20 protein-coding genes are annotated in these 19,535 nt (G+C 69.3%); 12 read left to right on the top strand and 8 right to left on the bottom strand.

The features are described from left to right. Positions 1 to 79: 79 nt before the first annotated feature. The gene (locus ISN75_RS14775; RefSeq protein WP_343818687.1) at positions 80 to 1,006 is read right to left on the bottom strand and encodes an AraC family transcriptional regulator; all 927 of its coding nucleotides are present in this window, start codon (positions 1,004 to 1,006) and stop codon (positions 80 to 82) included. Positions 1,007 to 1,123: 117 nt separating this feature from the next. On the opposite strand from ISN75_RS14775, the gene ISN75_RS14770 reads away from it, so the two are divergent. From ISN75_RS14770 to ISN75_RS14755, 4 genes are all read left to right on the top strand, one after another. Next, complete coding sequence (locus ISN75_RS14770; protein ID WP_167254241.1) at positions 1,124 to 1,465, top strand: carboxymuconolactone decarboxylase family protein; 342 nt, start codon at positions 1,124 to 1,126, stop codon at positions 1,463 to 1,465. After that, positions 1,465 to 2,505: a hypothetical protein gene (locus ISN75_RS14765; RefSeq protein ID WP_343818689.1), complete on the top strand. Its 1,041-nt coding sequence runs from the start codon at positions 1,465 to 1,467 to the stop codon at positions 2,503 to 2,505. The genes ISN75_RS14770 and ISN75_RS14765 overlap by 1 nt, the downstream gene beginning before the upstream one ends. A gap of 69 nt (positions 2,506 to 2,574) precedes the next feature. Then, positions 2,575 to 3,642, top strand: a complete 1,068-nt coding sequence (locus ISN75_RS14760) for a class I SAM-dependent methyltransferase (RefSeq protein ID WP_423385078.1) — start codon at positions 2,575 to 2,577, stop codon at positions 3,640 to 3,642. Next, the gene (locus ISN75_RS14755) at positions 3,639 to 4,340 is read left to right on the top strand and encodes a pseudouridine synthase (protein ID WP_168647054.1); all 702 of its coding nucleotides are present in this window, start codon (positions 3,639 to 3,641) and stop codon (positions 4,338 to 4,340) included. Before ISN75_RS14760 ends, ISN75_RS14755 begins: the two co-directional genes overlap by 4 nt. A 3-nt stretch (positions 4,341 to 4,343) precedes the next feature. On the opposite strand, the gene ISN75_RS14750 is transcribed toward ISN75_RS14755, so the two are convergent. After that, positions 4,344 to 4,541 carry a hypothetical protein gene (locus ISN75_RS14750; protein ID WP_167254249.1) on the bottom strand — a complete coding sequence of 66 codons (198 nt, stop codon included), beginning with the start codon at positions 4,539 to 4,541 and terminating at the stop codon, positions 4,344 to 4,346. Positions 4,542 to 4,766: 225 nt separating this feature from the next. Between ISN75_RS14750 and ISN75_RS14745 the strand changes: the two genes are divergently transcribed. From ISN75_RS14745 to ISN75_RS14735, 3 genes are all read left to right on the top strand, one after another. Further along, entirely contained in the window at positions 4,767 to 6,323 is a 1,557-nt protein-coding gene (locus ISN75_RS14745) for a protein adenylyltransferase SelO (RefSeq protein ID WP_167254251.1), read from the top strand. A 118-nt stretch (positions 6,324 to 6,441) separates the two neighbouring features. Continuing rightward, positions 6,442 to 7,416 carry an alpha/beta hydrolase gene (locus tag ISN75_RS14740; RefSeq protein WP_343818694.1) on the top strand — a complete coding sequence of 325 codons (975 nt, stop codon included), beginning with the start codon at positions 6,442 to 6,444 and terminating at the stop codon, positions 7,414 to 7,416. Beyond that, entirely contained in the window at positions 7,413 to 7,736 is a 324-nt protein-coding gene (locus ISN75_RS14735; protein ID WP_343818696.1) for an antibiotic biosynthesis monooxygenase, read from the top strand. The genes ISN75_RS14740 and ISN75_RS14735 overlap by 4 nt, the downstream gene beginning before the upstream one ends. Positions 7,737 to 7,935: 199 nt before the next feature. Here the strand turns inward: ISN75_RS14735 and trxC are convergent, their stop codons facing one another. Further along, positions 7,936 to 8,373, bottom strand: a complete 438-nt coding sequence (gene trxC / locus ISN75_RS14730; protein ID WP_343818697.1) for a thioredoxin TrxC — start codon at positions 8,371 to 8,373, stop codon at positions 7,936 to 7,938. 74 nt (positions 8,374 to 8,447) lie between these two features. Between trxC and ISN75_RS14725 the strand changes: the two genes are divergently transcribed. Then, positions 8,448 to 8,891 carry a hypothetical protein gene (locus ISN75_RS14725; RefSeq protein WP_343818699.1) on the top strand — a complete coding sequence of 148 codons (444 nt, stop codon included), beginning with the start codon at positions 8,448 to 8,450 and terminating at the stop codon, positions 8,889 to 8,891. Here ISN75_RS14725 and ISN75_RS14720 read toward each other — a convergent pair. The 5 genes from ISN75_RS14720 to ISN75_RS14700 all read right to left on the bottom strand — a co-directional run bounded on the left by ISN75_RS14720 (position 8,888) and on the right by ISN75_RS14700 (position 16,303). Next, entirely contained in the window at positions 8,888 to 10,303 is a 1,416-nt protein-coding gene (locus ISN75_RS14720; RefSeq protein WP_343818700.1) for a hypothetical protein, read from the bottom strand. The genes ISN75_RS14725 and ISN75_RS14720 overlap by 4 nt on opposite strands. Continuing rightward, on the bottom strand, positions 10,300 to 11,700 hold the full coding sequence (locus ISN75_RS14715) for a glycosyltransferase (RefSeq protein ID WP_168647061.1): 1,401 nt from the start codon (positions 11,698 to 11,700) through the stop codon (positions 10,300 to 10,302). Before ISN75_RS14715 ends, ISN75_RS14720 begins: the two co-directional genes overlap by 4 nt. Before the next feature lie 301 nt (positions 11,701 to 12,001). Continuing rightward, the gene (locus ISN75_RS14710) at positions 12,002 to 13,306 is read right to left on the bottom strand and encodes an amino acid permease (protein ID WP_343818703.1); all 1,305 of its coding nucleotides are present in this window, start codon (positions 13,304 to 13,306) and stop codon (positions 12,002 to 12,004) included. After that, entirely contained in the window at positions 13,303 to 14,388 is a 1,086-nt protein-coding gene (locus tag ISN75_RS14705) for an aromatic ring-hydroxylating dioxygenase subunit alpha (RefSeq protein ID WP_343818705.1), read from the bottom strand. The genes ISN75_RS14710 and ISN75_RS14705 overlap by 4 nt, the downstream gene beginning before the upstream one ends. 85 nt (positions 14,389 to 14,473) lie before the next feature. After that, entirely contained in the window at positions 14,474 to 16,303 is a 1,830-nt protein-coding gene (locus tag ISN75_RS14700; protein WP_167254269.1) for a DEAD/DEAH box helicase, read from the bottom strand. Between the two features lie 180 nt (positions 16,304 to 16,483). Between ISN75_RS14700 and ISN75_RS14695 the strand changes: the two genes are divergently transcribed. From ISN75_RS14695 to ISN75_RS14680, 4 genes are all read left to right on the top strand, one after another. Then, positions 16,484 to 16,951, top strand: coding sequence for a VOC family protein (locus tag ISN75_RS14695; RefSeq protein WP_167254271.1), 468 nt, complete (start codon positions 16,484 to 16,486; stop codon positions 16,949 to 16,951). 269 nt (positions 16,952 to 17,220) lie between these two features. Next, the gene (locus ISN75_RS14690) at positions 17,221 to 18,318 is read left to right on the top strand and encodes a 3-deoxy-7-phosphoheptulonate synthase (protein ID WP_343818706.1); all 1,098 of its coding nucleotides are present in this window, start codon (positions 17,221 to 17,223) and stop codon (positions 18,316 to 18,318) included. Positions 18,319 to 18,438: 120 nt separating this feature from the next. After that, the gene (locus ISN75_RS14685) at positions 18,439 to 18,729 is read left to right on the top strand and encodes a GNAT family N-acetyltransferase (protein ID WP_167254275.1); all 291 of its coding nucleotides are present in this window, start codon (positions 18,439 to 18,441) and stop codon (positions 18,727 to 18,729) included. Between the two features lie 60 nt (positions 18,730 to 18,789). Next, the gene (locus ISN75_RS14680) at positions 18,790 to 19,467 is read left to right on the top strand and encodes a DUF1345 domain-containing protein (RefSeq protein ID WP_246866605.1); all 678 of its coding nucleotides are present in this window, start codon (positions 18,790 to 18,792) and stop codon (positions 19,465 to 19,467) included. The last annotated feature ends 68 nt before the right edge of the window (positions 19,468 to 19,535 follow it).

The following is a 19,535-nucleotide window of genomic DNA, read 5'->3' as shown; positions in this document are numbered from 1 at the left end:
GCTTCGTCGATCCGCCGTCTCGAGCACCCGCCCCTCATCCGGCTGCCGCCACCTTCTCCCCGGAGGGGCGAAGGATTCACTAGATGTGTTCTTCCTCTCGCGTGTGCTCCCGCCGAAACCTCGCCGGCGTCGTCCCCATGTAATGCCGGAACGCCTTCCCGAACGCCGCCTCCGACTGATACCCCACGTCCTGCCCGATATCACCGGTGCGCCGCCGCGTACGCAGCAGCAGATCGCCGGCGATCTGCATGCGCAGGCGCGCCAGGCATTCCCCCGGCGTCATCCCCGCACGTTCGCCGAAATGCCGCGCGAAACTGGCGCGCGACATCGCCGCGACACGGCCCAGCTCCTCCAAGGTCCACGGGTGCGCAGGTTCCGCCAGCATCGCCTGCACCGCGCCGCCCAGGCGCGCGTCGGCCAGCAGCGGCAGCAGGCCGTGCACGTCGCCGGTGGCATACGCGCGCAAGGCCAGCGCGAACAAGGCATGGGTCAGCGCGGTGACCACGGCCAGCGCGCCGGGCTGGCGCTGGCCGGCCTCGTGCCGCATCAGCGCCACCAGCGCCTGCAGGGCTTCCATCCCGGCCGTGTCGCGCAGGGAAACCTTCAGCGTGCCGGGCAGGGTGGACAGCAGCAGGCTGGCCGAGGCGGGGGCGTAGCGGAAGCGGCCGCACAAGAGGTCCAGTTCCGGCGCGCCGTCGCCGTTGCGGCGCAGCGGCAGCAGGCCGTCGTGTTCCACCCGCACCGGCGCCGTGCGGCGCTGCCCGCGGCGGTCGCGGATCAGATGGGCGGCGCCGTGCGGGAAGATCACCAGGTCGCCGGCCTGCATGTCCAGCGAGGGCTCGCCGGCGGGTTCGATCGCGCAGCCGCCGTCCAGCACCAGGTGGAACAGCGCTTCGCCGCGCGGCGCCTCGGCATGGTCGACGGCGAAGCCGCCGGCGAACTGGCAGCGCACGTCCAGGTTGCCCTGCAGTTGCGCGAGCTGGATCAGACGGCTGAGGGCGTCCATGAGACGTTCGCGCCAACAATGGAGTCGCGCGAGTATTCAGCGCAGCGGCGGGCGGCGCAACACTGCGCAGCACGGCGGGCAGGCCGCCCGCTCCCTGCCATCCCGAGGAGAACCGCCATGCTCGACTGGGTCCAATACCGCAACGAACTGCTGGGCCGTATCGGCGAAATCGGCAAGCTCAGCCCCGGCACCCTGGCCGGCTACCAGACGCTCAGCAGCGCCGGCGAAAAGACCGGCCACCTCGACGGCAAGACGCGCGAACTGATCGCGCTGGCGGTGGCCGTGACCACGCGCTGCGACGGCTGTATCACCGTGCATTCCGCCGCGGCCCTGAAGCAGGGCGCCAGCCACGAAGAGATCGCCGAGGCGCTGGGCGTGGCGGTGGCGCTGAATGCGGGCGCGGCGCTGGTGTATTCGGCGCGCGTGCTGGATGCGGTCAGCGCGCACGAAAAGGCTTGATGCGCAGATCCGGCCGCGCGCTCGCGCCGCGGCCGGAACTCGCACGGCATACCAACTTCCAGAGAGACGCGCACATGGATGCAAAGCAGGCGACCGCGGCGGTGCCGTGGCCGGTGAGTCTGTTCGCCAGCGTGATGGGCCTTGCGGGCTTGTCCGCGGCGTGGCGGCTGGCGGCGCGTTACGGCGCGCCGGGCTGGATCGGCGATGGCCTGGCCATGCTGGCGTGGCTGACGTTCCTGTTCCTGGCAGGCGTGCAGCTGCGCCGTGTGTGGAGCGATGGCAAGACGTGGCTGGCGGAACTGCGCCAGCCCGCCACCGCACCGTTCCTGGGCACGTTCTGGATCAGCCTCCTGCTGCTGCCGATGCTGGCGCCGCCGGGCTGGCCGGCGCGCGCGATGTGGCTGCTCGGCGCGGCGGGCATGGTGGTGTGCGCATGGAGGAATTTCCTGCAGTGGACGGCCGGCGCGCTGGACGAAGGGCAGGTGAGCGCGGCCTGGCTGATTCCGGTGGTCGGCCTGCTCGACGTGCCGCTGGCGTTTCCCGCGCTCGGCTGGCCCGCCCTGCGCGAGTGGATGCTGTTCGCGCTGGCGGCGGGTTTCGTGCTGGCGATACCGGTGTTCGCCCTGGTGTTCGGACGGCTGGTCTCGCACACACCGGGGGCGCAGCCGACGCTGCTGATCCTGCTGGCGCCGTTCGCGGTGGGGTTTTCCGCCTATGTGGCGATGGCCGGCGAAGTGGATGCGCTCGCGCGCTCGCTGTTCTATCTGGATCTGTTCCTGCTCGCCGTGCTGCTGCCGCGCGTGTACTCGATGCTGCGCGGGCAGCCGTTCCGCCTGAACTGGTGGGCGCTGAGCTTTCCGCTGGCGGCCAGCGCGGTGGCGGCGCAGCGTTATGCGCTGGCGATGCCGGGCTGGTTCGGCCGTTCGGTTGCCGTGGCGCTGCTGGCGCTGGCCACGCTGGCGATCGGCGCGCTGGCCTGGCGCAGCCTGCGGGGCCTGGCGCGGGGCGACGCGATGGTGCCGGTGCCGGCCGCGCGTTGAACGCCGTCGGCGCGGAAAACCGCCGCGCCGCGTAAAATGCCGCCGTTTCCGCTTTCGAAAGGCCGGCCGGTGAATGCTGCCGCTCTGTCCTCCGCGCACGTGGCGCTGGAGGCCCTGTTCGTTCCCATCGCCACGGGGCAGCTGCGCCTGCCGCCGGACGGGCGCGTGCTGTTCCTGCATGCGCGCGACGGTTTCCGCCTGCGCGAGATGGCGCAGCCGGGCTGGATCTGCGCGCAGAGCTTCAAGCCGTTCGCTGCGGAGCTGGAGCGCAGCGGCCTGCGCGTGGGCGACCCGGCGGTGGACGAACATTTTCCGCTGGTACTGGTGCTGCCGCCGCGGCAGCGCGACGAAGCGCGCGCGCTGTTCGCCCGCGCGGTGCGGCATGCGGCGCCCGGCGGCATCGTGCTGGCGTGCATGGCCAATGCCGGCGGCGCGCGCTCCGGCGAGGCCGACCTGGCGCAGCTGGCTGGCCCGGTCGCGCAGTTGTCCAAGCACAAATGCCGCGTGTTCTGGAGTGCGCCGCTCGGCGAGCGGGTGAATCACACGCTGCTCGAAGCGTGGGCCGCGTTCGACCAGCCGCGCCAGAACGCGGCCGGCTACTGGAGCCGCCCAGGCCTGTTCGCCTGGGATCGCGTCGACGTCGCATCCGCCCTGCTGGCCGCGCATCTGCCGGCCGGCCTGCGCGGGCGCGTGGCGGATCTCGGCGCGGGCTACGGCTATCTGTCCGCGCAGGTGCTGGCGCGCTGTCCGCAGGTGGAGGCGATCGATCTCTACGAAGCCGAAGCGCGCGCGCTGGAGCCGGCGCGCATGAACATGGAAGCCGCGCGGCAGCAAAGCGGCGTGGCGGAGCGCACCGAAGTGCACTGGCACGATGTGGCGGCGGGTCTGCCGGCCCGCTACGACGCCATCGTCAGCAATCCGCCGTTCCACCAGCAGGGACGCGAAGACCTGCCCGAACTGGGCCGCGCGTTTATCGCCGCCGCAGCGTCGGCACTGCTGCCGCATGGAAGTTTCTGGATGGTCGCCAACCGGCACCTTCCCTACGAGGCCACGCTTGCGGGCCGTTTTGCCGAAGTGCGCACCGTGGTGGCACAGGAGGGTTTCAAAGTGATCGAGGCACGGGGCGTGCGCGCATGAAGCTGGTCAAGCTGATCGCCAATCTGGGCTATGGCAGCCGCAAGGACGTGGCCTGGATGTTCCGCGAGGGCCGCATCACCGACGCGCAGGGCGAGGTGCTGTATGCGGACGACAAGGTGCCGCACGAGCAGATCCACGTCGACGGCGAACCGCTGGATCCGCCGCCGGGCCTGGTGCTGATCATGCACAAGCCGGTCGGCTATACCTGCTCGCGCAAGGACCAGGGCCGGGTAGTGTTCGACCTGCTGCCGCCGCGCTACCGCATGCGCGATCCGGCGCTGTCCACCGTGGGCCGGCTGGACCGCGACACCTCGGGCCTGCTGCTGTTCACCGACGACGGCGCGCTGCTGCACCGGATCATTTCGCCGCGCGCGCAGGTGGCCAAGGTGTACGAGGCGGAACTGGCCAGCGATCTGCGCGGCGACGAAGGCGCGCTGTTCGCCAGCGGCACGATGATGCTGGAGGCCGAGCGCGAACCGCTGGAGCCGGCGCAGCTGGAGGTACTGGGGCCGCGCCGCGCGCGCCTGTCCATTACCGAAGGGCGCTACCACCAGGTGCGGCGGATGTTCGCCGCGGTGGGCAATCACGTGGAGGCGCTGCACCGCGCCTCGGTGGGCGGCCTGGTGCTGAGCGAAGGCTTGGAACCCGGCGCCTGGCGCATGCTTGCGCCGGGCGAGGTCGAGACGATCTTTAGCTGAGCCTCAGGACTCGGCCGGCACGGAAAGCATTTGCTGGCGTGCCCGCGCCAGTTCGTCTTCGCGGCGCGAACGCGCGCCGGGCTGCCAGGAAACCAGGTGGAATTCTTCGGCCTTGTGCTTGTTCTTGGCGTCCTGGCCCGCTTTCGCGGCGATCATCCCTGCGATCCGCTGGATTCCGCGTCCGAGCGCGAAACCCGCCATTGGCATCTGCATAGTCTGGAATCCCCCTTAGGCCGCCCCTGCGCGGCCGTGAACGCATAGTAAACAGAAAAACAGGGATGTGTGTGAAGTGTGAAATCCATTAGGTCGAAGGTAACGCTCCGGTCGGATTTGCTCCTTGCAAAGTCCGTACCGGCGCCATCGGGCCGGCCTTGCGTTCGTCTTGCAGTGCCGCATATGGATGGAAAGTTCAGGCCGCTCCCCGCCATGCAAAAACTCCGTTTCGACAATGCCTTCGTGCGCGAACTTCCCGCGGACCCGGCGCAGGGTGCTGCAGTGCGTCAGGTCGCGGCGGCGTATTCCCGGGTGGAACCGACGCCGGTCGCGGCGCCGCGGCTGATCGCCTGGTCGGCCGAGATGGCCGCCCAGCTGGGCCTGGCTGAGCGGGATCTGGCCCGTCCCGAGTTCGCCCGCGTGTTCGCCGGCAATGCGCTGATGCCGGGCATGGAACCCTGGGCGGCGAACTACGGCGGGCACCAGTTCGGCGTGTGGGCCGGACAGCTCGGCGACGGCCGCGCCATTTCGCTGGGCGAATTGGTGGATGAGCACGGCCACCGGCAGGAGCTGCAGTTGAAGGGCGCAGGACCCACGCCGTATTCGCGCGGCGCCGACGGCCGCGCGGTGCTGCGTTCGTCGATCCGCGAATTCCTCTGCAGCGAAGCGATGCATCACCTGGGCGTGCCGACCACGCGCGCGCTGAGCCTGGTGCTCACCGGCGACCAGGTGGTGCGCGACATGTTCTACGACGGCCATCCGCGCGAGGAACCCGGCGCCATCGTGTGCCGCGTGGCGCCGTCGTTCATCCGCTTCGGCAACTTCGAATTGCCGGCCTCGCGCGGCGACACGGCGCTGCTGCGCCAGCTGGTGGATTTCACCATCCGCCGCGATTTTCCCGAACTGCAAGGCGAGGGCGAAGCGCTCTACGCCGCCTGGTTCGGCCAGGTCTGCGAGCGCACCGCGCTGATGGTGGCGCACTGGATGCGCGTGGGCTTCGTGCATGGCGTGATGAACACCGACAACATGTCCATCCTCGGCCTCACCATCGACTACGGCCCCTACGGCTGGGTCGACAACTTCGATCCCGACTGGACCCCCAACACCACCGACGCCGGCCGGCGCCGCTACCGCTACGGCCAGCAGCCGGGCATCGCCTGGTGGAACCTGAGCCGCCTCGCCGGCGCCTTGGCGCCGCTGTTCGGCGGCGTGGAACCCCTGCAGGCCGGACTGGACCGCTATGCCGACGCCTTTGCCGCGGCGGACCGCCGCTTCGTCGCCGCCAAGCTGGGCCTGGCCGAATGCCGCGACGAGGACATCGAGCTGATGAAGTCGCTGCAGGCGCTGCTGGCGGAAGGCGAGGTGGACATGACGCTGTTCTTCCGCGCGCTGTCCGAGGTGGATCCCTACCTGCCGTCGCTGGACCCGCTGCGCCACGCCTTCTACGGCGAGGCCGGCCTGTGGCGCACCGATGCCGGCTTCCAGGCCTGGCTGGCGCAGTACACCGCGCGGCTGGTGGAGGATCCGCAGACGCGCGAGGCGCGCCGCGCGCTGATGCACGGCGTCAATCCGCGCTACGTGCTGCGCAACTACCTGGCGCAGGAAGCGATCGACCGCGCGGAGCAAGGCGACTACGCCGGCATCCACGAACTGCTGGACGTGATGCGCCATCCCTACGACGAGCAGCCGGGCCGCGAACGTTTCGCGCAGAAGCGGCCGGACTGGGCGCGGGAGAAGGCGGGCTGTTCCATGTTGTCATGCAGTTCCTGACCTTCCGGGTCAGGAACTGACCTGCCATGGCGGCGTGCCGCGTCGCTTCGCCGGCCGGCGAAACGACGGCGCGCGAAAGCGATCAAGCTGACGGGCAGTTCCCCACGAGGCCCGTCGCATGTCCCTGCTGCTCGCCATCGGCCTGTCCGCCGCGCTCCCCGCCATCCGCACGTACGACCTGCCTGCGGGCGATGGCCAGCACGTGGCGCTGCATTGCATCGAGCCGGAAGGTCCGGTCCGCCACGCCGCCTTGTTCGTGCACGGCGCCAGCTTTCCCACCATGCTCGCGGCCGGTTTCGAATTCGCACCGGGCGATTCGTGGATGGCCTTCATGGCGCGCCGCGGCTTTATCTCCTGCGGGCTGGATTTTCTCGGCTTCGGCGCATCCTCGCGCCCGCCGGCGATGGCCGGTGCCGCCAATGCGGCGACGCCGGTGACGCGCGCGCCGGAAGCCGCGCGGCAGATCGCGCTTGCGATGCAGGAGCTGCGCGGCAAGCGCCATCTGGACGTCCATCTGATCGCGCATTCCTGGGGCACCATTCCCGCCGCCGAATACGCCGCCGAGCATCCCGGCACGCTGGCTTCGCTCACCTTGTTCGGACCGGTGGTGCCGACCGGTGCCGCCGACAAGCCGGACACCACCGCGTGGTGGAGCATCACCGCGCAGGAGCGCTACCGGCAGCTGCTGTTCGAGCAGGTGCTGCCGAAAGACCTGCGCCTGATCGAGCCGGCGGTGACGCAGCGCTGGGCCGCGGCATTCGATGCCTCGGTGCCGAAGCTGCGCGGCGACGCGCCGGATGCGCTGCGGATTCCTTCGGGGCCGGGCGCCGATATCGCCGAGGCGCAGGGCGGCCGCTATCCCTATGACGCGGCCAGCATCGCGGCGCCGGTGTTCGTGGTGTACGGCGACTACGACACGGTGGTGAACGACGCCCAGGCGGCGGACTTCCTGCACCGCTTCAGCGCCAGCCCGCTGGCCTGGCGCCTGCGTATCGACCACGGCACGCATGTGCTGCACCTGGAGCGCTATCGCCGTTCGCTCTACCGCAGCGTCGCCGCGTTTATCGATGCGGCGGAAGAGGCGAAGCCGTGATCGCGGTGATCTTCGAAGTGTGGCCGGCGGAAGGCTGCCGCGAGGCCTATCTGGATATCGCCGCGCAGCTGCGGCCGATCCTCGACGGTATCGATGGCTTCCTGTCGATCGAGCGCTTCGAGAGCCTGGCCGAGCCGGGCAAGCTGCTGTCGCTTTCGTTCTGGCGCGATGAGCAGGCGGTGAAGACATGGCGCGAGCTGGAAGCCCATCGCGCGGCGCAGGCGCGCGGGCGCGGGGGCGTGTTTCGCGATTACCGGCTGCGCGTGAGCGAGGTGCTGCGCGATTACGGCATGCACGATCGCGCGCAGGTTCCACGCTGACGCTGCGCTACTCCCTCGCGGAGCGGTGAGCGGAGGGTCGCTGAAGCCTCTGCCCCCTCTACCCTCCGGGGAGAGGCCTGGGGTGAGGGGGCGGGCGGAGTGGTGAGCGCAGGGTCGTTACAAGCTCAAAAGCTTTTGTTCGCTTGGTAGCAATGGCATCGCCAGAGCGGCCCCTCATCCGGCTGCCGCCACCAACAGGTCAGCGCAGCGCATCCTCGATAAACCGCCGCAACTGCATCGCCGTCGGCGCGCCCACCTGCCGCGCGATCTCGCGACCGCCGCGCAGCGCCAGCAAGGTGGGAATGCTCTGCACCCTATAGCGCTGCGCGAGATCCTGCTGCGCATCGACATCGACCTTGGCGAAGCGCACTTTCGGCTCCCACTGTCCGGCGGCTTGGGCGAACAGCGGCGCGAAGCTGCGGCATGGCGCGCACCAGGTCGCCCAGAAATCCACCAGTACCGGCAGGTCGCCGCGCAAAGCCACCTTGTCGAAGCGCGCGGCATCCAGCTCCATCGCCCGGCCTTCGAACAGCTTCTGCTTGCAATGGCCGCAGGACGGCTTGTCGGCCAGCCGCTCCGTCGGCACGCGATTGAGCGAGCCGCAGTGGGGGCAGGGGACATCGGTGGTGGCGGACATGGCAGACTCCGGCGGTCGGATTCGACGCGAAGATAGCGATGGCTGCAACGAAAGCAAGCACCGGCAGTATCGGCATGCGGGTCCTGCGCCTGGCCGGCGTGCTGTGGACGTCGCCCAACACTGCGCTGGGCCTGCTGGCCGGACTGTGCTGCCTGATGGCCGGCGCCAGGCTGCGCTGGCGCGGCGACGAACTGGCGCTCACCTTCGTCCGCGTGCCATGGCGCGGCGGCGGTGCGCTCACCCTGGGCAACGTCATCCTGTACACCGGCGACGAACTGGATACGCCCTGTCTCACCTACGCCCATCGCGCCGGCCGCGGCGCGGAAGCGCCGGTGTCGCTGGCCGCGCACGAACGCGCCCACGTCTACCAGTACATGCTGCTGGGGCCGCTGTTCCTGCCGCTGTACCTGCTGTGCGGCGGCGTCAGCGTACGCAATCCGTTCGAGCGCGCCGCCGACCGCTATGCGCGCGACGGCGGCGCCTCCTGGTGGCCCTGGGTCAAGACAGCTACGGCTTAAAGCGGGTAGCGCACCACCAGGTTGATGCTGTTGTTCCAGTAGCCGGAGCCGCCATTGCTGGCCGAGGCGGCGGAGCTGCGCCCCAGCTGCAGGTCGAGGCGGCCGTTGCCGGGCAGGCGCCCTTGCAGCGAGAGGCCGACGGTGTAGATGCCGGCACTGTTGCCGTCGATCACCTGCCGCCCGCCCGACACCACCGCGCGCAGCTTCCACTCCGGATTGATGCTGTACACGCCGACCAGGCCGAACTGCCCCGAGCGGTAATTGCGCGGATTGAAATACACGCCGTGGCTCGGTTCGCTGCTGTGGAAGATGCGGCCGGAGAACTCGGCGCCGATCGCCGCGCGGGTGCCGGGAAGGTCGTAGGGGCTGAGCAGCACGCGCAGCACGCCGCCGTCGCGATGATTGCCGTCGTTGAAGTTCTGCCGGTAATAGGTGGGCAGCACGTACAGCCGCGGCGCGGGGCGCACGCTGACGCCGGCGCTGAACAGGTTGTAGAGCAGGTGATGGTCGATGGCGGTGTCGGTCGGCACCGGCGCGCGCTCGGCACCGGCGCTGAAGCTGAAGACGTCGCTGGGCTGCAGCGTCCAGTCGGCGTTGCCCTGCAGGTAATGCCAGCCGTTGGCGCGGCCCGGGCCCGCGTGCAGGTTGATGGTGTTGTCCTCGCCCACGCGCAGCTGCGCGGTCAGCGAGAGGTCGTCCATGCGGCGCGAGCGGCCGTCGTGGTCCAGGTGCGTGGTGCCGGCGGCGACGCCCCAGCGCTGGCTGAAGTCCTCGCTGGACGAGGGCGCGAAACGATAGGCCGCGCCGACGCGCCAGGTATCCAGGCCGTCGCTGTCGTGGCTGTAGCCGAAGCCGCCTTCCAGCTGCGCGGCGCGGTTGAAGGCGACGTCGTCCTTGAGCAGGCGGTATTGCGTGCCGACGTAGCCGGCGGCATCCGGCGCGGGCGCGGCATCGAGATACGGCTGGCCGCGGTCGAGCCAGCCCAGCGCCTGTTCGGCGCGCAGCAGTTCCACCGTGGGGCGGGTCTGGCTCATCGCATACGGCGCCACCAGGGCGCGTGCCTCGCGCGGGTAGTCGCGTGCATTCAGTGCCTGCGCCAGGCCGGTGGAGGCGGCCTGGCGCGCGGCGTCGTCCGGCGCCGCGTCGCGGGCGATGCGGAAGGCGCGGTCGGCGGCGGCGTAGTCGCCCAGCCACAAGGTGGACTGGCCCAGGCCTATGGCGGCGGCGTAGCGCTCCTCGGGCGAGCCTTGGCCGGCAAGCGCGGCGGCGAAATGATCGCGCGCCTGCGCGGGCTGGTTGGCGGCGATCGCCGCGCGGCCGGCGCGCAGTTCCGCCGCGGGCGCGGCGGCCTGCGCGTGCAGCGCCGCGACGGGCGCGAGCGACAAGGCGAACAGCAGGCGTGGCGCGTTCATTTGGTCCCCCAGCGCTTGCGCAGCTTGAGCAGTTCGGACGCATAGCCCAGCACGCAGCCCGGCTGCAGCACGATGCCGTAGAACAGCGTGTACACCAGCAGGCCCAGCGGGTTGTGGCGCACCTTCAGGCCCTGCGCGCGGAACATGCGCGACTGGATGAAGAACATCAGGTAATTGACCAGGCCGGCCATCGGCAGCACCAGCAGGGTCATCGGGCCGGCCAGCCAGTAGATGCCGAAGCAGGCCAGCACCAGTCCCGGAATGAAGACCAGGGTGTAGACCAGGTCCATGTACGGAAACAGCAGGTTCCACCAGATGAAGAGCGTGCTCATGCGGCGCTGGAACAGCAGCGCGCCATGTTCCTTGAACGCTTCGATCAGGCCGCGCGACCAGCGCTGGCGCTGGCGGATGAACTGGCGGAAGGTGGCCGGCGCATTGGTGAACGCCACCGCGTCCTCGCAATAGCCCACGCGGTGGCCCATGCGCAGGATCGCCCAGGTCAGCACGATGTCCTCGCCCACGTCCTCGGGCCAGCCGCCGGCCTGGCGCAGGATGTCGGTGCGGTACAGCGAGAACGCGCCCTGCGCCACCAGGGTGCCCTGGAACAGGCTCTGCAGGCGCTTCACCGCGGCGATGCCGTGGAAGTAATCCCACTCCTGCATGCGCGTGATCAGGTTCTGCCGCGAATTGCGCACCAGCACGGCGCCCGCCACCGCGGCGGTGTTCGGCGGATCGCTGAGATAGCGCTCGACCAGCCGGCGCAGCGCGTGCTTGTACAGATAGGAATCCGCGTCCAGCGTGATGGTCAGCGGCTGCGTCGCATGGCGCAGGCCGACGTTGAGCGCGTTGGCCTTGCCGCCATTGCACTTCAGGTCGATCACGTGCAGCCAGGGATGGCTGACGCTGCGCAGCCGGTCCATGGTGCCGTCGGTGGAGCCGTCGTTGATCACGATCACTTCCAGCGTGCCGCCGTAGTACTGGCGCTCGATGCTGGCGATGGTGGAGAGGATGGAGTCCTCTTCGTTGTACGCAGCGACCAGTACGGTGATGCCGGGCAGTTCGGCGTCGGACACGTAGCGGCGCACCGGGCGGCGGTCCATCAGCAGGCCGAACACCAGGAAGGCGTTCATGAAGCCCGGCAGGATGGCGATGCCGAAGATCATGATCATGGCCAGCACGTTCCCTTCGACCGCGGCCAGGTCGTGCAGCCAGCGGCGCGCCAGCAGGTACGACACGATCGACCAGGCCAGCGCCAGCGCGACGGTGAGCGCGAACTTCAGGCGCACCGAAAGGTAGTAGCGGCGGTGCCGTTCGCCGTCGGCGGGCCTGGCCGGCGCGGATTCGAGCGGCGGCAGCGGCCGCGGATAGCTGGACCAGTCTTGTGCTTGCGTGCTCATAGGCTTTCCCCTGGGTGGCTCCCGCAGGCAAAGGCATCCCGGCCCCTGCCGGCATGGAGCCGGAGTGGAACGTGTCGCTGTTCGATAAAGGCGGTCCCGCTGCGTGCTGTCGGCGGGCGTCGATCCCGGTGTTTCGCTGGATAGGCGGCAAAAGCTATGCCACGCGTGGCGTGGCAAAAATATTTAAGTAAAACAAATGATTAGCTTTGAACCCCTGGTGCGGAATCCTGAACGGGATGCGAAAATTGTTTGCGCCAGGTCACAAAACGTCAGGGCCTGACTCGGCCTAAAGAGATAGGCCTCAGCGCTCCGGCGACACCCGCCGCGCCGCCGGCCGACAGCGTTGCCACAGGAACACCGGCAAGCCCAGCAGCAACAGCACGCCGCCCCACAGCAAGGCCTCCGCGCCGGTGCCGATCAACGCCCACAGGCTGTAGGCCAGCGCCAATGCGGCCGCGGTGCGGCGCGCCACGCTGGCGCCGCGGTCGATGCGCCACCAGGCCAGCACGCTCAGCACGTAGGGCAGCAAGGTGGCCGCGGTCGACAGCAGGATCGACAGCGTGAACAGCGCCACCAGCGACTTGCTGCCGTTGGCGGCGATCAGCACGCTGGCCAGCACGCTGCTGAGCAGCAGGCCGAACCACGGCGTGCCGCGTGCGTCGGTGCGCGCGAACGGGGCGGGGAACAGGCCGTCCTGCGCGGCGGCGTACGGCGTCTGGCCCTGCAGCAGCACCCAGCCGTTGAGCGCGCCAAGACACGAGACCGTCGCCACCAGTCCCATCGCCCAGCCGGCGGCCGGGCCCCAGGTCTGCGCGGCCGCGGCGGCCATCGGTGCGGCCGAAGCCTGCGCCGCGCCATGCGGCAGCAGGCCGATCACCGCGGTGCAGGCGAGCATGGTGGCGACGCCGGCGATCAGCATGCCGGCCACGGTGGCGCGCGGCACCGTGCGCTGCGGATCGCGCACCACGCCGGTGGGCACGGTGGCCGCTTCCAGGCCGAGAAAAGCCCACAGGGTGAGCGCGGCGGTGGCGGTGGTCACCGACGTGAGCGCCTGCCCGCTGGGATTGAAGGGGCGGTACGCCGCGCCGTGCACCAGGGCCAGGCCGCAGACGCCGAACACCAGCAGCGGAATCACTTTCAGCGCGGTGGTCACCAGCTGCATGCGGCCCGCCTCGCGCACGCCGGCCGCATTGATCGCGGTGCACAGCCACAGCACGCCCAGCGCCGCCGCGGTGCCGCGCCAGGGCGTGGCATTGGCGGCGGGCCAGATCGCGCCCAGGCTGCCGGCGAAGGCCACCGCGATCGCCGCGTTGGCCGTCCACACGCAGGTCCAGTAGCTCCACGCCGCGACGAAGCCGGCGCTATCGCCGAAGGCCAGCCGCGCGTAGGCATAGGCGCCGCCGTGGTTGGCGACCATCTGCGACAGCCATGCGTGCACCAGCGCCAGCAGCAGGGCGCCGCCCATGGTGAAGGCCCAGCCGAGCAGGCTGGCCGCGCCGAACGGCGCCAGCGCCGCCGGCAGCACGAACACGCCCGAACCGATCATGTTGCCCACCACCAGGGCGGTGAGCATCCACGGGCCCAGCAGCCGGGCCGGCGCCTTCATGCCTGCGCGCTTTCGCGGTACGCGCGGCGCAGCAGTTCGTGGAAGTGGTGCACGGCGTTCTCGCGCAGCGGATTCAGCCGGCCGGCTTCGTACGAGCCGGAAGCCAGCCCGCGCTGCACGTCCTCGCAGATGGTCACGTCTTCCACCTGCACCTCGTCGCTGAAGGCGATGTCGGCGGCGCGGCGCGCCTGTGCGGCGTCGCCCGGCTCCGGCGCGTAGTAGAAGTCGAATTCCACGCGGCAGCGGTCCACGCCCAGCGGCAGCACGCGGTTGGTCTGCAGGCGGCCGGGCAGGATATTGAGCATGGCGTTGGGATACAGGAAGTAATACAGCGCCTCGCCGCTGCCATAGAGATCGGACGCGCTTTCCAGCGGGCTGTACTGGTACGAATACCACTGCGCCGTCTCGGTGATGTAGCTGCGGTAATCCAGCAGGCTGTTGAGGCCCGGATGGATGTGCGGCACGTGGTAACCCTCCAGGTAGTTGTCCACGTACACCTTCCAGTTGCAGGCCACGTCGTAGCCGACGCGGTGATGGAATTCGAAGTCCGCCAGCGAACGGTCCGGCCCCAGGCGCTGGTCGATGCCCGCCACGAACTGCTCGAACGGCGGCGCCTCGCCCACCGCCACGAATACCAGCCCCTGCCACAGCTGCACGCGCACTTCCGGCAGGCGGATCTGCGCGGGGTCGAAATCCGGCGTGCGGCCCATTTCCGGCGCGCCGCGCAGCACGCCGTCCAGGCCGTAGGTCCAGCCGTGGTAGCGGCAGCGCAGCACCTTGGCGCCCTTGCCGTCGCAGCTGGCGATCGGGCCGGCGCGATGGCGGCAGACGTTGTGGAAGGCGCGGATGCTGTCGTCGTCGCTGCGCACCACCAGCAGCGGCAGGCCGGCGATCTGGGTCACCAGGTGGTCGCCGGTTTCCGCCAGCTGCGAGCGATGGCCGACCAGCTGCCAGCTCGGCGCGAACACCGCGCGCGCATCCAGCGCCGGTGCGGCGGGATGGGTATAGAACCGGGCGGACAGCGCCAGCGCATGGTCCAGCGCCTGCGGCGCGAGCACGTCGGGCGAAAGCAGTTCGGTCATGGCGGATTCCGTCGGCGGCGAATCCCGAGTATCGACCCGGCGCGCCGGCGGCGTGAAGGAGCGCCGCAGCATGCGGCGCCGCAGGTTATTGCTGCAGCTGGGTCTGCACGTCGTTGATGGAGTTGCGGATGCGCACGGTGAAGATCGAATCGGCGTGGTGGATCATCACCAGCCGCTCGGTGGCGCGCGTCATCGCCACGTACAGCAGGCGCGCTTCCTCCGCTTCGTCCTTGCCCGGCATCGGCAGCGAGCCCAGGCCCGGGATGATCACCAGCGGGAATTCCAGGCCCTTGCTGGAATGCATGGTAACCAGCTTGACCGTGTCCAGCCCCGGCTCGAACAGCGCGCGCTTGCCGTCGCCGTCGGCCAGCGTGCTTGGAACCTCCGCGCGCTGCAGCGCCTCGTGCAGGCGCTCGCCTTCCCACTTGTTGCGGAAGATCACCGCGATGTCGGCGAGCGGGCGGCCCAGCGTGCGCTCCTCGCGCAGGCGGTCGATGATGGCCGGCAATTGATCTTCGGTGCGTTCCACACGGACCAGCTCGGGCAGGGCGCCGCGGCGGCCGGCGCTTTCCGGCGCCACCAGCGGCACGCCGTCCTCGTCGGCGTCGTCGTGGCCGAGCAGCAACTCGTTGGCGAAGCCGCGCGCCACCGAAAGGATTTCCAGCGTATTGCGGTAATTGAGCTTGAGGATGGTGGTGCGGCCCTGCGCCTGCACGCCCAGGCTTTTCCAGCTCAGGCGCTTGCGGTCCGGCTTGCCGTAGATGTTCTGCGCGTCGTCGTACAGCACCAGCAGCGAGTTGGTGCTGGGGTCGATCATCTGCACGATCAGCTTGTACCAGTCCGGCTCGAAGTCGTGGCCTTCGTCGATCAGCACGGCGCCGTACTGGAAGCGCGGAATCTGGCCCTTGTCGACGCCCTCGATCACCGCCGGCGGCAGCGCGTCGAAGAAGCCGCGGCCCTCCGGCGGCAGCGGCACGTGGTAGGCGCTGAGCATGGCGCGGCACCACTTGTGGAAGTTGTAGACCTGCACCTTGTCGCTCAGGCCGCGCTCGCCCATCAGCTGGTCCAGCCGCGCGGCCAGTGTCTTGTTGTAGCAGAGCACCAGGATCGGCTTGCTCAGCGCGCGCGCCAGATGCATGGCGCGGAAGCCCAGGATCATGGTTTTGCCGGAACCGGCCACGCCGTGGATGATGCGGTGCTCATCGCCGAGCGAACGCGCCAGCTGCTCCTGCTGCGCGTCCATCACCTTGATCAGGTCGGGAATCTCCACCTTGGCCACCGCGCCGGCGGTGGACGCGTCGAACAGGCCGAACTGGCCCGAACCCGGTTCCACGCGGATCTCCGGGAACAGGTGCCAGCGCACGCGGTCGATCTGCGGCAAGGTGAGCGCGGTGGGGAAGATCTGCGGGTACATCGCCCACAGGCGTTCCTGGAAACCCTCGGCGTCGACCGACTCGTACATCTCGTCCTGGCAGATCACCAGGTGCGCGGGAATCACCGCATCCAGCCCGCCCGCGTCGAACTGCTTGCGGCTGATATTGGCCAGCACCACGCCGTAGCCCCAGGGCATGATCAGCTTGCCCTCGTACGGGTGGCCCGGCGGGTGGCGCAGCGCCGGATCGCGCTGCAGCAGCTTGTAGACCTCGCTGGCGCAGTCGCGCGCCTGCATCAGCGGGTTGTGCTCCTTCACGCTGGCGCGGCCGGTGAGCAGGGTGAACAGGGTAGGGTCGGCCTGCTGGATGGTGTCCGGCTTCCAGTCCTTCACTTCCAGCGCGAGCAGGCCGCGGCGGGGATGGAACACGATGAAGTCCGGGCGGCGCTGGCGCGGGCCGATCGGCACGTCGTACCACAGCAGGTAGTCTTCCTCGAGCTTCTGTTCCAGGCGCTCGGAAAAGCGCTTTTCGCCGCTGGTCATGCGCGACAGGCAGCTGTTTCTGGTTGGAATGAGCGTTGCCACCGTCGCTTCCCTTTTGCGTGTGGCGGCGACGTTAGCGGATCGCGGATCGGTGTCAATTCGCGGTTGGCATGGCAGGCCGCATGGGACGGGGCCTGGCGGAGGGTGCATGATGGCCGTTCCCACCCCGAGGAGCCTGTCATGGATGCCTCTTCCTTGCCGCAGATCCACGAGCTCTACCCCTACCTGCGCGTGCACGACGCCGCGGCCGCGCTGGCCTTCTACCAGCAGGTGTTCGGCGCCACGCTGCGCCTGCGCCTGGACGAAGCCGGCACCGGCCGCATCGGCCATGCCGAGCTGGTGTTCGGCGAGCACATGGTGCTGATGCTGTCCGACGAATATCCCGAATACGGCATTGTCGGGCCGAAATCCGTCGGCGGCACCAGCGTCACCCTGCATTTGCACGTGGACAATGCCGACCGCCTGATCGACCGCGCGGTGGCCGCCGGCGCCGAGCTGGTGCGCCCGCCGGCGGACGCGTTCTACGGCGAGCGCGGCGGCACGGTGCGCGATCCGTTCGGGCACGAGTGGCTGATCGGGCATTCGATCGAGGACGTGAGCCCCGAAGAGATGCAGCGGCGCTACGACGCGCTGATGGCCGGCGGCTGATACATTGGTTGCGATCGCAACCGTCGCCGGCATTTTCCAGATTTCACCATCGGGGGTTTGCATCGCCCGGATGCTGTGTTATCCATACGCCCCATGACCTTCTCCTCCGCCCGCTATTACTTTTGGTTTTACGGCTATCCGATGCCGGCGGCGGAGGAAGAGGTGCGATCGTAAGCAGAACCCGACGACCACACTTCCGAAAAGCCGCCAGCCACCACTGGCGGCTTTTTTCATGGCCGCCACTGGACCCCCACCCAGGAATCCGAGCCATGACCTTGCCGCACACCGACGACCTGCGCATCCGCGCGATCACTCCCCTGAGCACACCCGCCGAGGTGATGCGCGACTGCCTTGCCGGCGAACGCGCGCTCGACACCGTGGCGCATGCGCGCAGCGCCGTGCACGACATCCTCGCCGGCCAGGACGACCGGCTGGTGGTGGTGATCGGCCCCTGCTCGATCCACGACACCAGCGCCGCGATGGAATACGCACGCCGCCTGCTGGCGCAGCGGCGCCGCTATGCGGACACGCTGGAGATCGTGATGCGCGTGTATTTCGAGAAGCCGCGCACCACGGTGGGCTGGAAAGGCCTGATCAACGACCCGGATCTCGACGGCAGCTTCCGCATCGACAAGGGCCTGCGCCTGGCGCGCACCGTGCTGCGCGACATCAACGAGCTGGGCGTGCCGGCCGGCTGCGAATTCCTGGACATGATCACCCCGCAGTACATCGCCGACCTGGTGGCCTGGGGCGCGATCGGCGCGCGCACCACCGAGAGCCAGGTGCATCGCGAACTGGCCTCGGGGCTGTCCTGCCCGGTGGGTTTCAAGAACGGCACCGACGGCAACGTCAAGATCGCGGTGGATGCGGTGCAGGCCGCCTCGCAGCCGCATCATTTCATGGCCGTGACCAAGGACGGCCGCACCGCCATCGCCAGCACCATCGGCAACGAGGACTGCCACGTGATCCTGCGCGGCGGCAAGCAGCCGAACTACGACGCGGACAGCGTGGATGCCGCGTGCGAGGCGATCGCACGCGCGGGCCTGGCGCCGCGCCTGATGGTCGACGCCAGCCACGCCAACAGCAGCAAGCAGCCGGAGAACCAGCCGCGGGTGATCGACGATATCGCGCTGCAACTGGAAGACGGCGAGCGCCGCATCATCGGCGTGATGGTGGAAAGCCATCTGATCGGCGGGCGCCAGGAACTGGTGGCGGGCGAAGCCTTGCGTTACGGCCAGAGCATCACCGACGGCTGCATCGATTGGGAGACGTCGCTCGGTGTGCTGGAACGCCTGGACGAAGCCGTGCGCCGCCGCCGTGCGGGTTCGGGCGTGGCGGCGCGGCTGCGGCAGGCGGTGGGTTGCTGAGCCAAGGCCCGGGGCAGTTTCGCGTCGGCTCCGGCTGGGATCGGCCGCGTGCCGGCCTTTCACGGGCGCCGGCACGCGGCCTGCCCTAAGCTGCCTGCTTCATCCATTCCAGGCCACGCCATGAACTACGAGATCAAGCATCAGCCGAACGAGCGACGCTTCTCCACCGCGGTCGAGCTGGAACTGAGCGTGCTCGACTACACCTTGTCGCCCACGCCCTCCGGTGAAGTGATGACCATCACCCATACCGGCGTGCCGCAGCCGCTGGAAGGACGCGGCATCGCCTCGGCCCTGGTGAAAGCCGCGCTGGACCATGCACGCGCGCAGCATTGGAAGGTGCGTCCCGCATGTTCCTACGCCGATGCATGGATGCGCCGCCATCCGGAGTACGAAGACCTGCGCGCGGGCTGACCGGCTCGCTATCATCGCGCGGTCGCTGCGATGGTCGCCGCGGCTTCCAGGGAGATCGCCATGAACAGCACCGCCCCGGGCAAGCCCCGGCCCAGGACGTACCGGCGCTTCCATTATCTGCGCGCGCGTCCGCGCCTGATGGTGTCGATGGGCATCTTCGCCGCCGCGCTGGCCGCCTTGCTGGTGTATGGCACGCGCGCCTCTATGGCGCTGCTGCTGGCTTTCGATTTCGCCGCACTGGTCTACCTCAGCCTGCTGGCCGTGCTGTTCGGCCGCGCCAGCCCGGAGCTGATGCGCTGCCAGGCGCGCGCGCAGGACACGGGGCGCTGGGGGTTCCTGTGGAGCGCGATCGTGCTGACCGCGGTGGTGATGGTCGCGCTGGGCGCGGAACTGCACGGCGGCGCGGAAGGCGGCATGGCCTCGATCGTGCTGGCCGCCGGCAGCATCGTGCTGTCCTGGCTGTTCATGAACACCATGTTCGCCATGCACTATGCGCATGGCTATTACGGCGACTTCGGCAAGAAGCACGAAGGCCTGCAGTTTCCCGAGACGCCGGAGCCGGACTACTGGGACTTCGCGTATTTCGCCATCGTGATCGGCATGACCTTCCAGGTCTCCGACGTGCAGATCACCAGCCGCTACCTGCGCCGCGTGGCGCTGCTGCACAGCGTGATCGCGTTCTTCTTCAACGTGTTCATCATCGCGTTGAGCGTGAATGTGGTGGCGGGCAAAGCGTAGGTTGGGGTGAGCCGCAGGCGAACCCCAACGATGTGGCACGGCTGAATGTTGCGGTGTTGGGGTTCGCC

It is taken from the genome of Dyella marensis (assembly GCF_049532885.1).
Taxonomy (GTDB): Bacteria; Pseudomonadota; Gammaproteobacteria; order Xanthomonadales; family Rhodanobacteraceae; genus Dyella_D; species Dyella_D marensis.
Note: the sequence above shows the minus strand (reverse complement) of the source record. Positions and strands in the feature narration are given on the sequence as shown.

Excerpts from the sequence above, each read along its gene's own strand:
- ISN75_RS14775 (WP_343818687.1), bottom strand. The coding sequence starts at position 1,006 with ATGGACGCCCTCAGCCGTCTGATCCAGCTCGCGCAACTGCAGGGCAAC.
- ISN75_RS14770 (WP_167254241.1), top strand. The coding sequence starts at position 1,124 with ATGCTCGACTGGGTCCAATACCGCAACGAACTGCTGGGCCGTATCGGC.
- ISN75_RS14765 (WP_343818689.1), top strand. The coding sequence starts at position 1,465 with ATGCGCAGATCCGGCCGCGCGCTCGCGCCGCGGCCGGAACTCGCACGG.
- ISN75_RS14755 (WP_168647054.1), top strand. The coding sequence starts at position 3,639 with ATGAAGCTGGTCAAGCTGATCGCCAATCTGGGCTATGGCAGCCGCAAG.
- ISN75_RS14750 (WP_167254249.1), bottom strand. The coding sequence starts at position 4,541 with ATGGCGGGTTTCGCGCTCGGACGCGGAATCCAGCGGATCGCAGGGATG.
- ISN75_RS14745 (WP_167254251.1), top strand. The coding sequence starts at position 4,767 with ATGCAAAAACTCCGTTTCGACAATGCCTTCGTGCGCGAACTTCCCGCG.
- ISN75_RS14740 (WP_343818694.1), top strand. The coding sequence starts at position 6,442 with ATGTCCCTGCTGCTCGCCATCGGCCTGTCCGCCGCGCTCCCCGCCATC.
- trxC (WP_343818697.1), bottom strand. The coding sequence starts at position 8,373 with ATGTCCGCCACCACCGATGTCCCCTGCCCCCACTGCGGCTCGCTCAAT.
- ISN75_RS14725 (WP_343818699.1), top strand. The coding sequence starts at position 8,448 with ATGCGGGTCCTGCGCCTGGCCGGCGTGCTGTGGACGTCGCCCAACACT.
- ISN75_RS14720 (WP_343818700.1), bottom strand. The coding sequence starts at position 10,303 with ATGAACGCGCCACGCCTGCTGTTCGCCTTGTCGCTCGCGCCCGTCGCG.
- ISN75_RS14715 (WP_168647061.1), bottom strand. The coding sequence starts at position 11,700 with ATGAGCACGCAAGCACAAGACTGGTCCAGCTATCCGCGGCCGCTGCCG.
- ISN75_RS14710 (WP_343818703.1), bottom strand. The coding sequence starts at position 13,306 with ATGAAGGCGCCGGCCCGGCTGCTGGGCCCGTGGATGCTCACCGCCCTG.
- ISN75_RS14705 (WP_343818705.1), bottom strand. The coding sequence starts at position 14,388 with ATGACCGAACTGCTTTCGCCCGACGTGCTCGCGCCGCAGGCGCTGGAC.
- ISN75_RS14700 (WP_167254269.1), bottom strand. The coding sequence starts at position 16,303 with ATGACCAGCGGCGAAAAGCGCTTTTCCGAGCGCCTGGAACAGAAGCTC.
- ISN75_RS14695 (WP_167254271.1), top strand. The coding sequence starts at position 16,484 with ATGGATGCCTCTTCCTTGCCGCAGATCCACGAGCTCTACCCCTACCTG.
- ISN75_RS14690 (WP_343818706.1), top strand. The coding sequence starts at position 17,221 with ATGACCTTGCCGCACACCGACGACCTGCGCATCCGCGCGATCACTCCC.
- ISN75_RS14685 (WP_167254275.1), top strand. The coding sequence starts at position 18,439 with ATGAACTACGAGATCAAGCATCAGCCGAACGAGCGACGCTTCTCCACC.
- ISN75_RS14680 (WP_246866605.1), top strand. The coding sequence starts at position 18,790 with ATGAACAGCACCGCCCCGGGCAAGCCCCGGCCCAGGACGTACCGGCGC.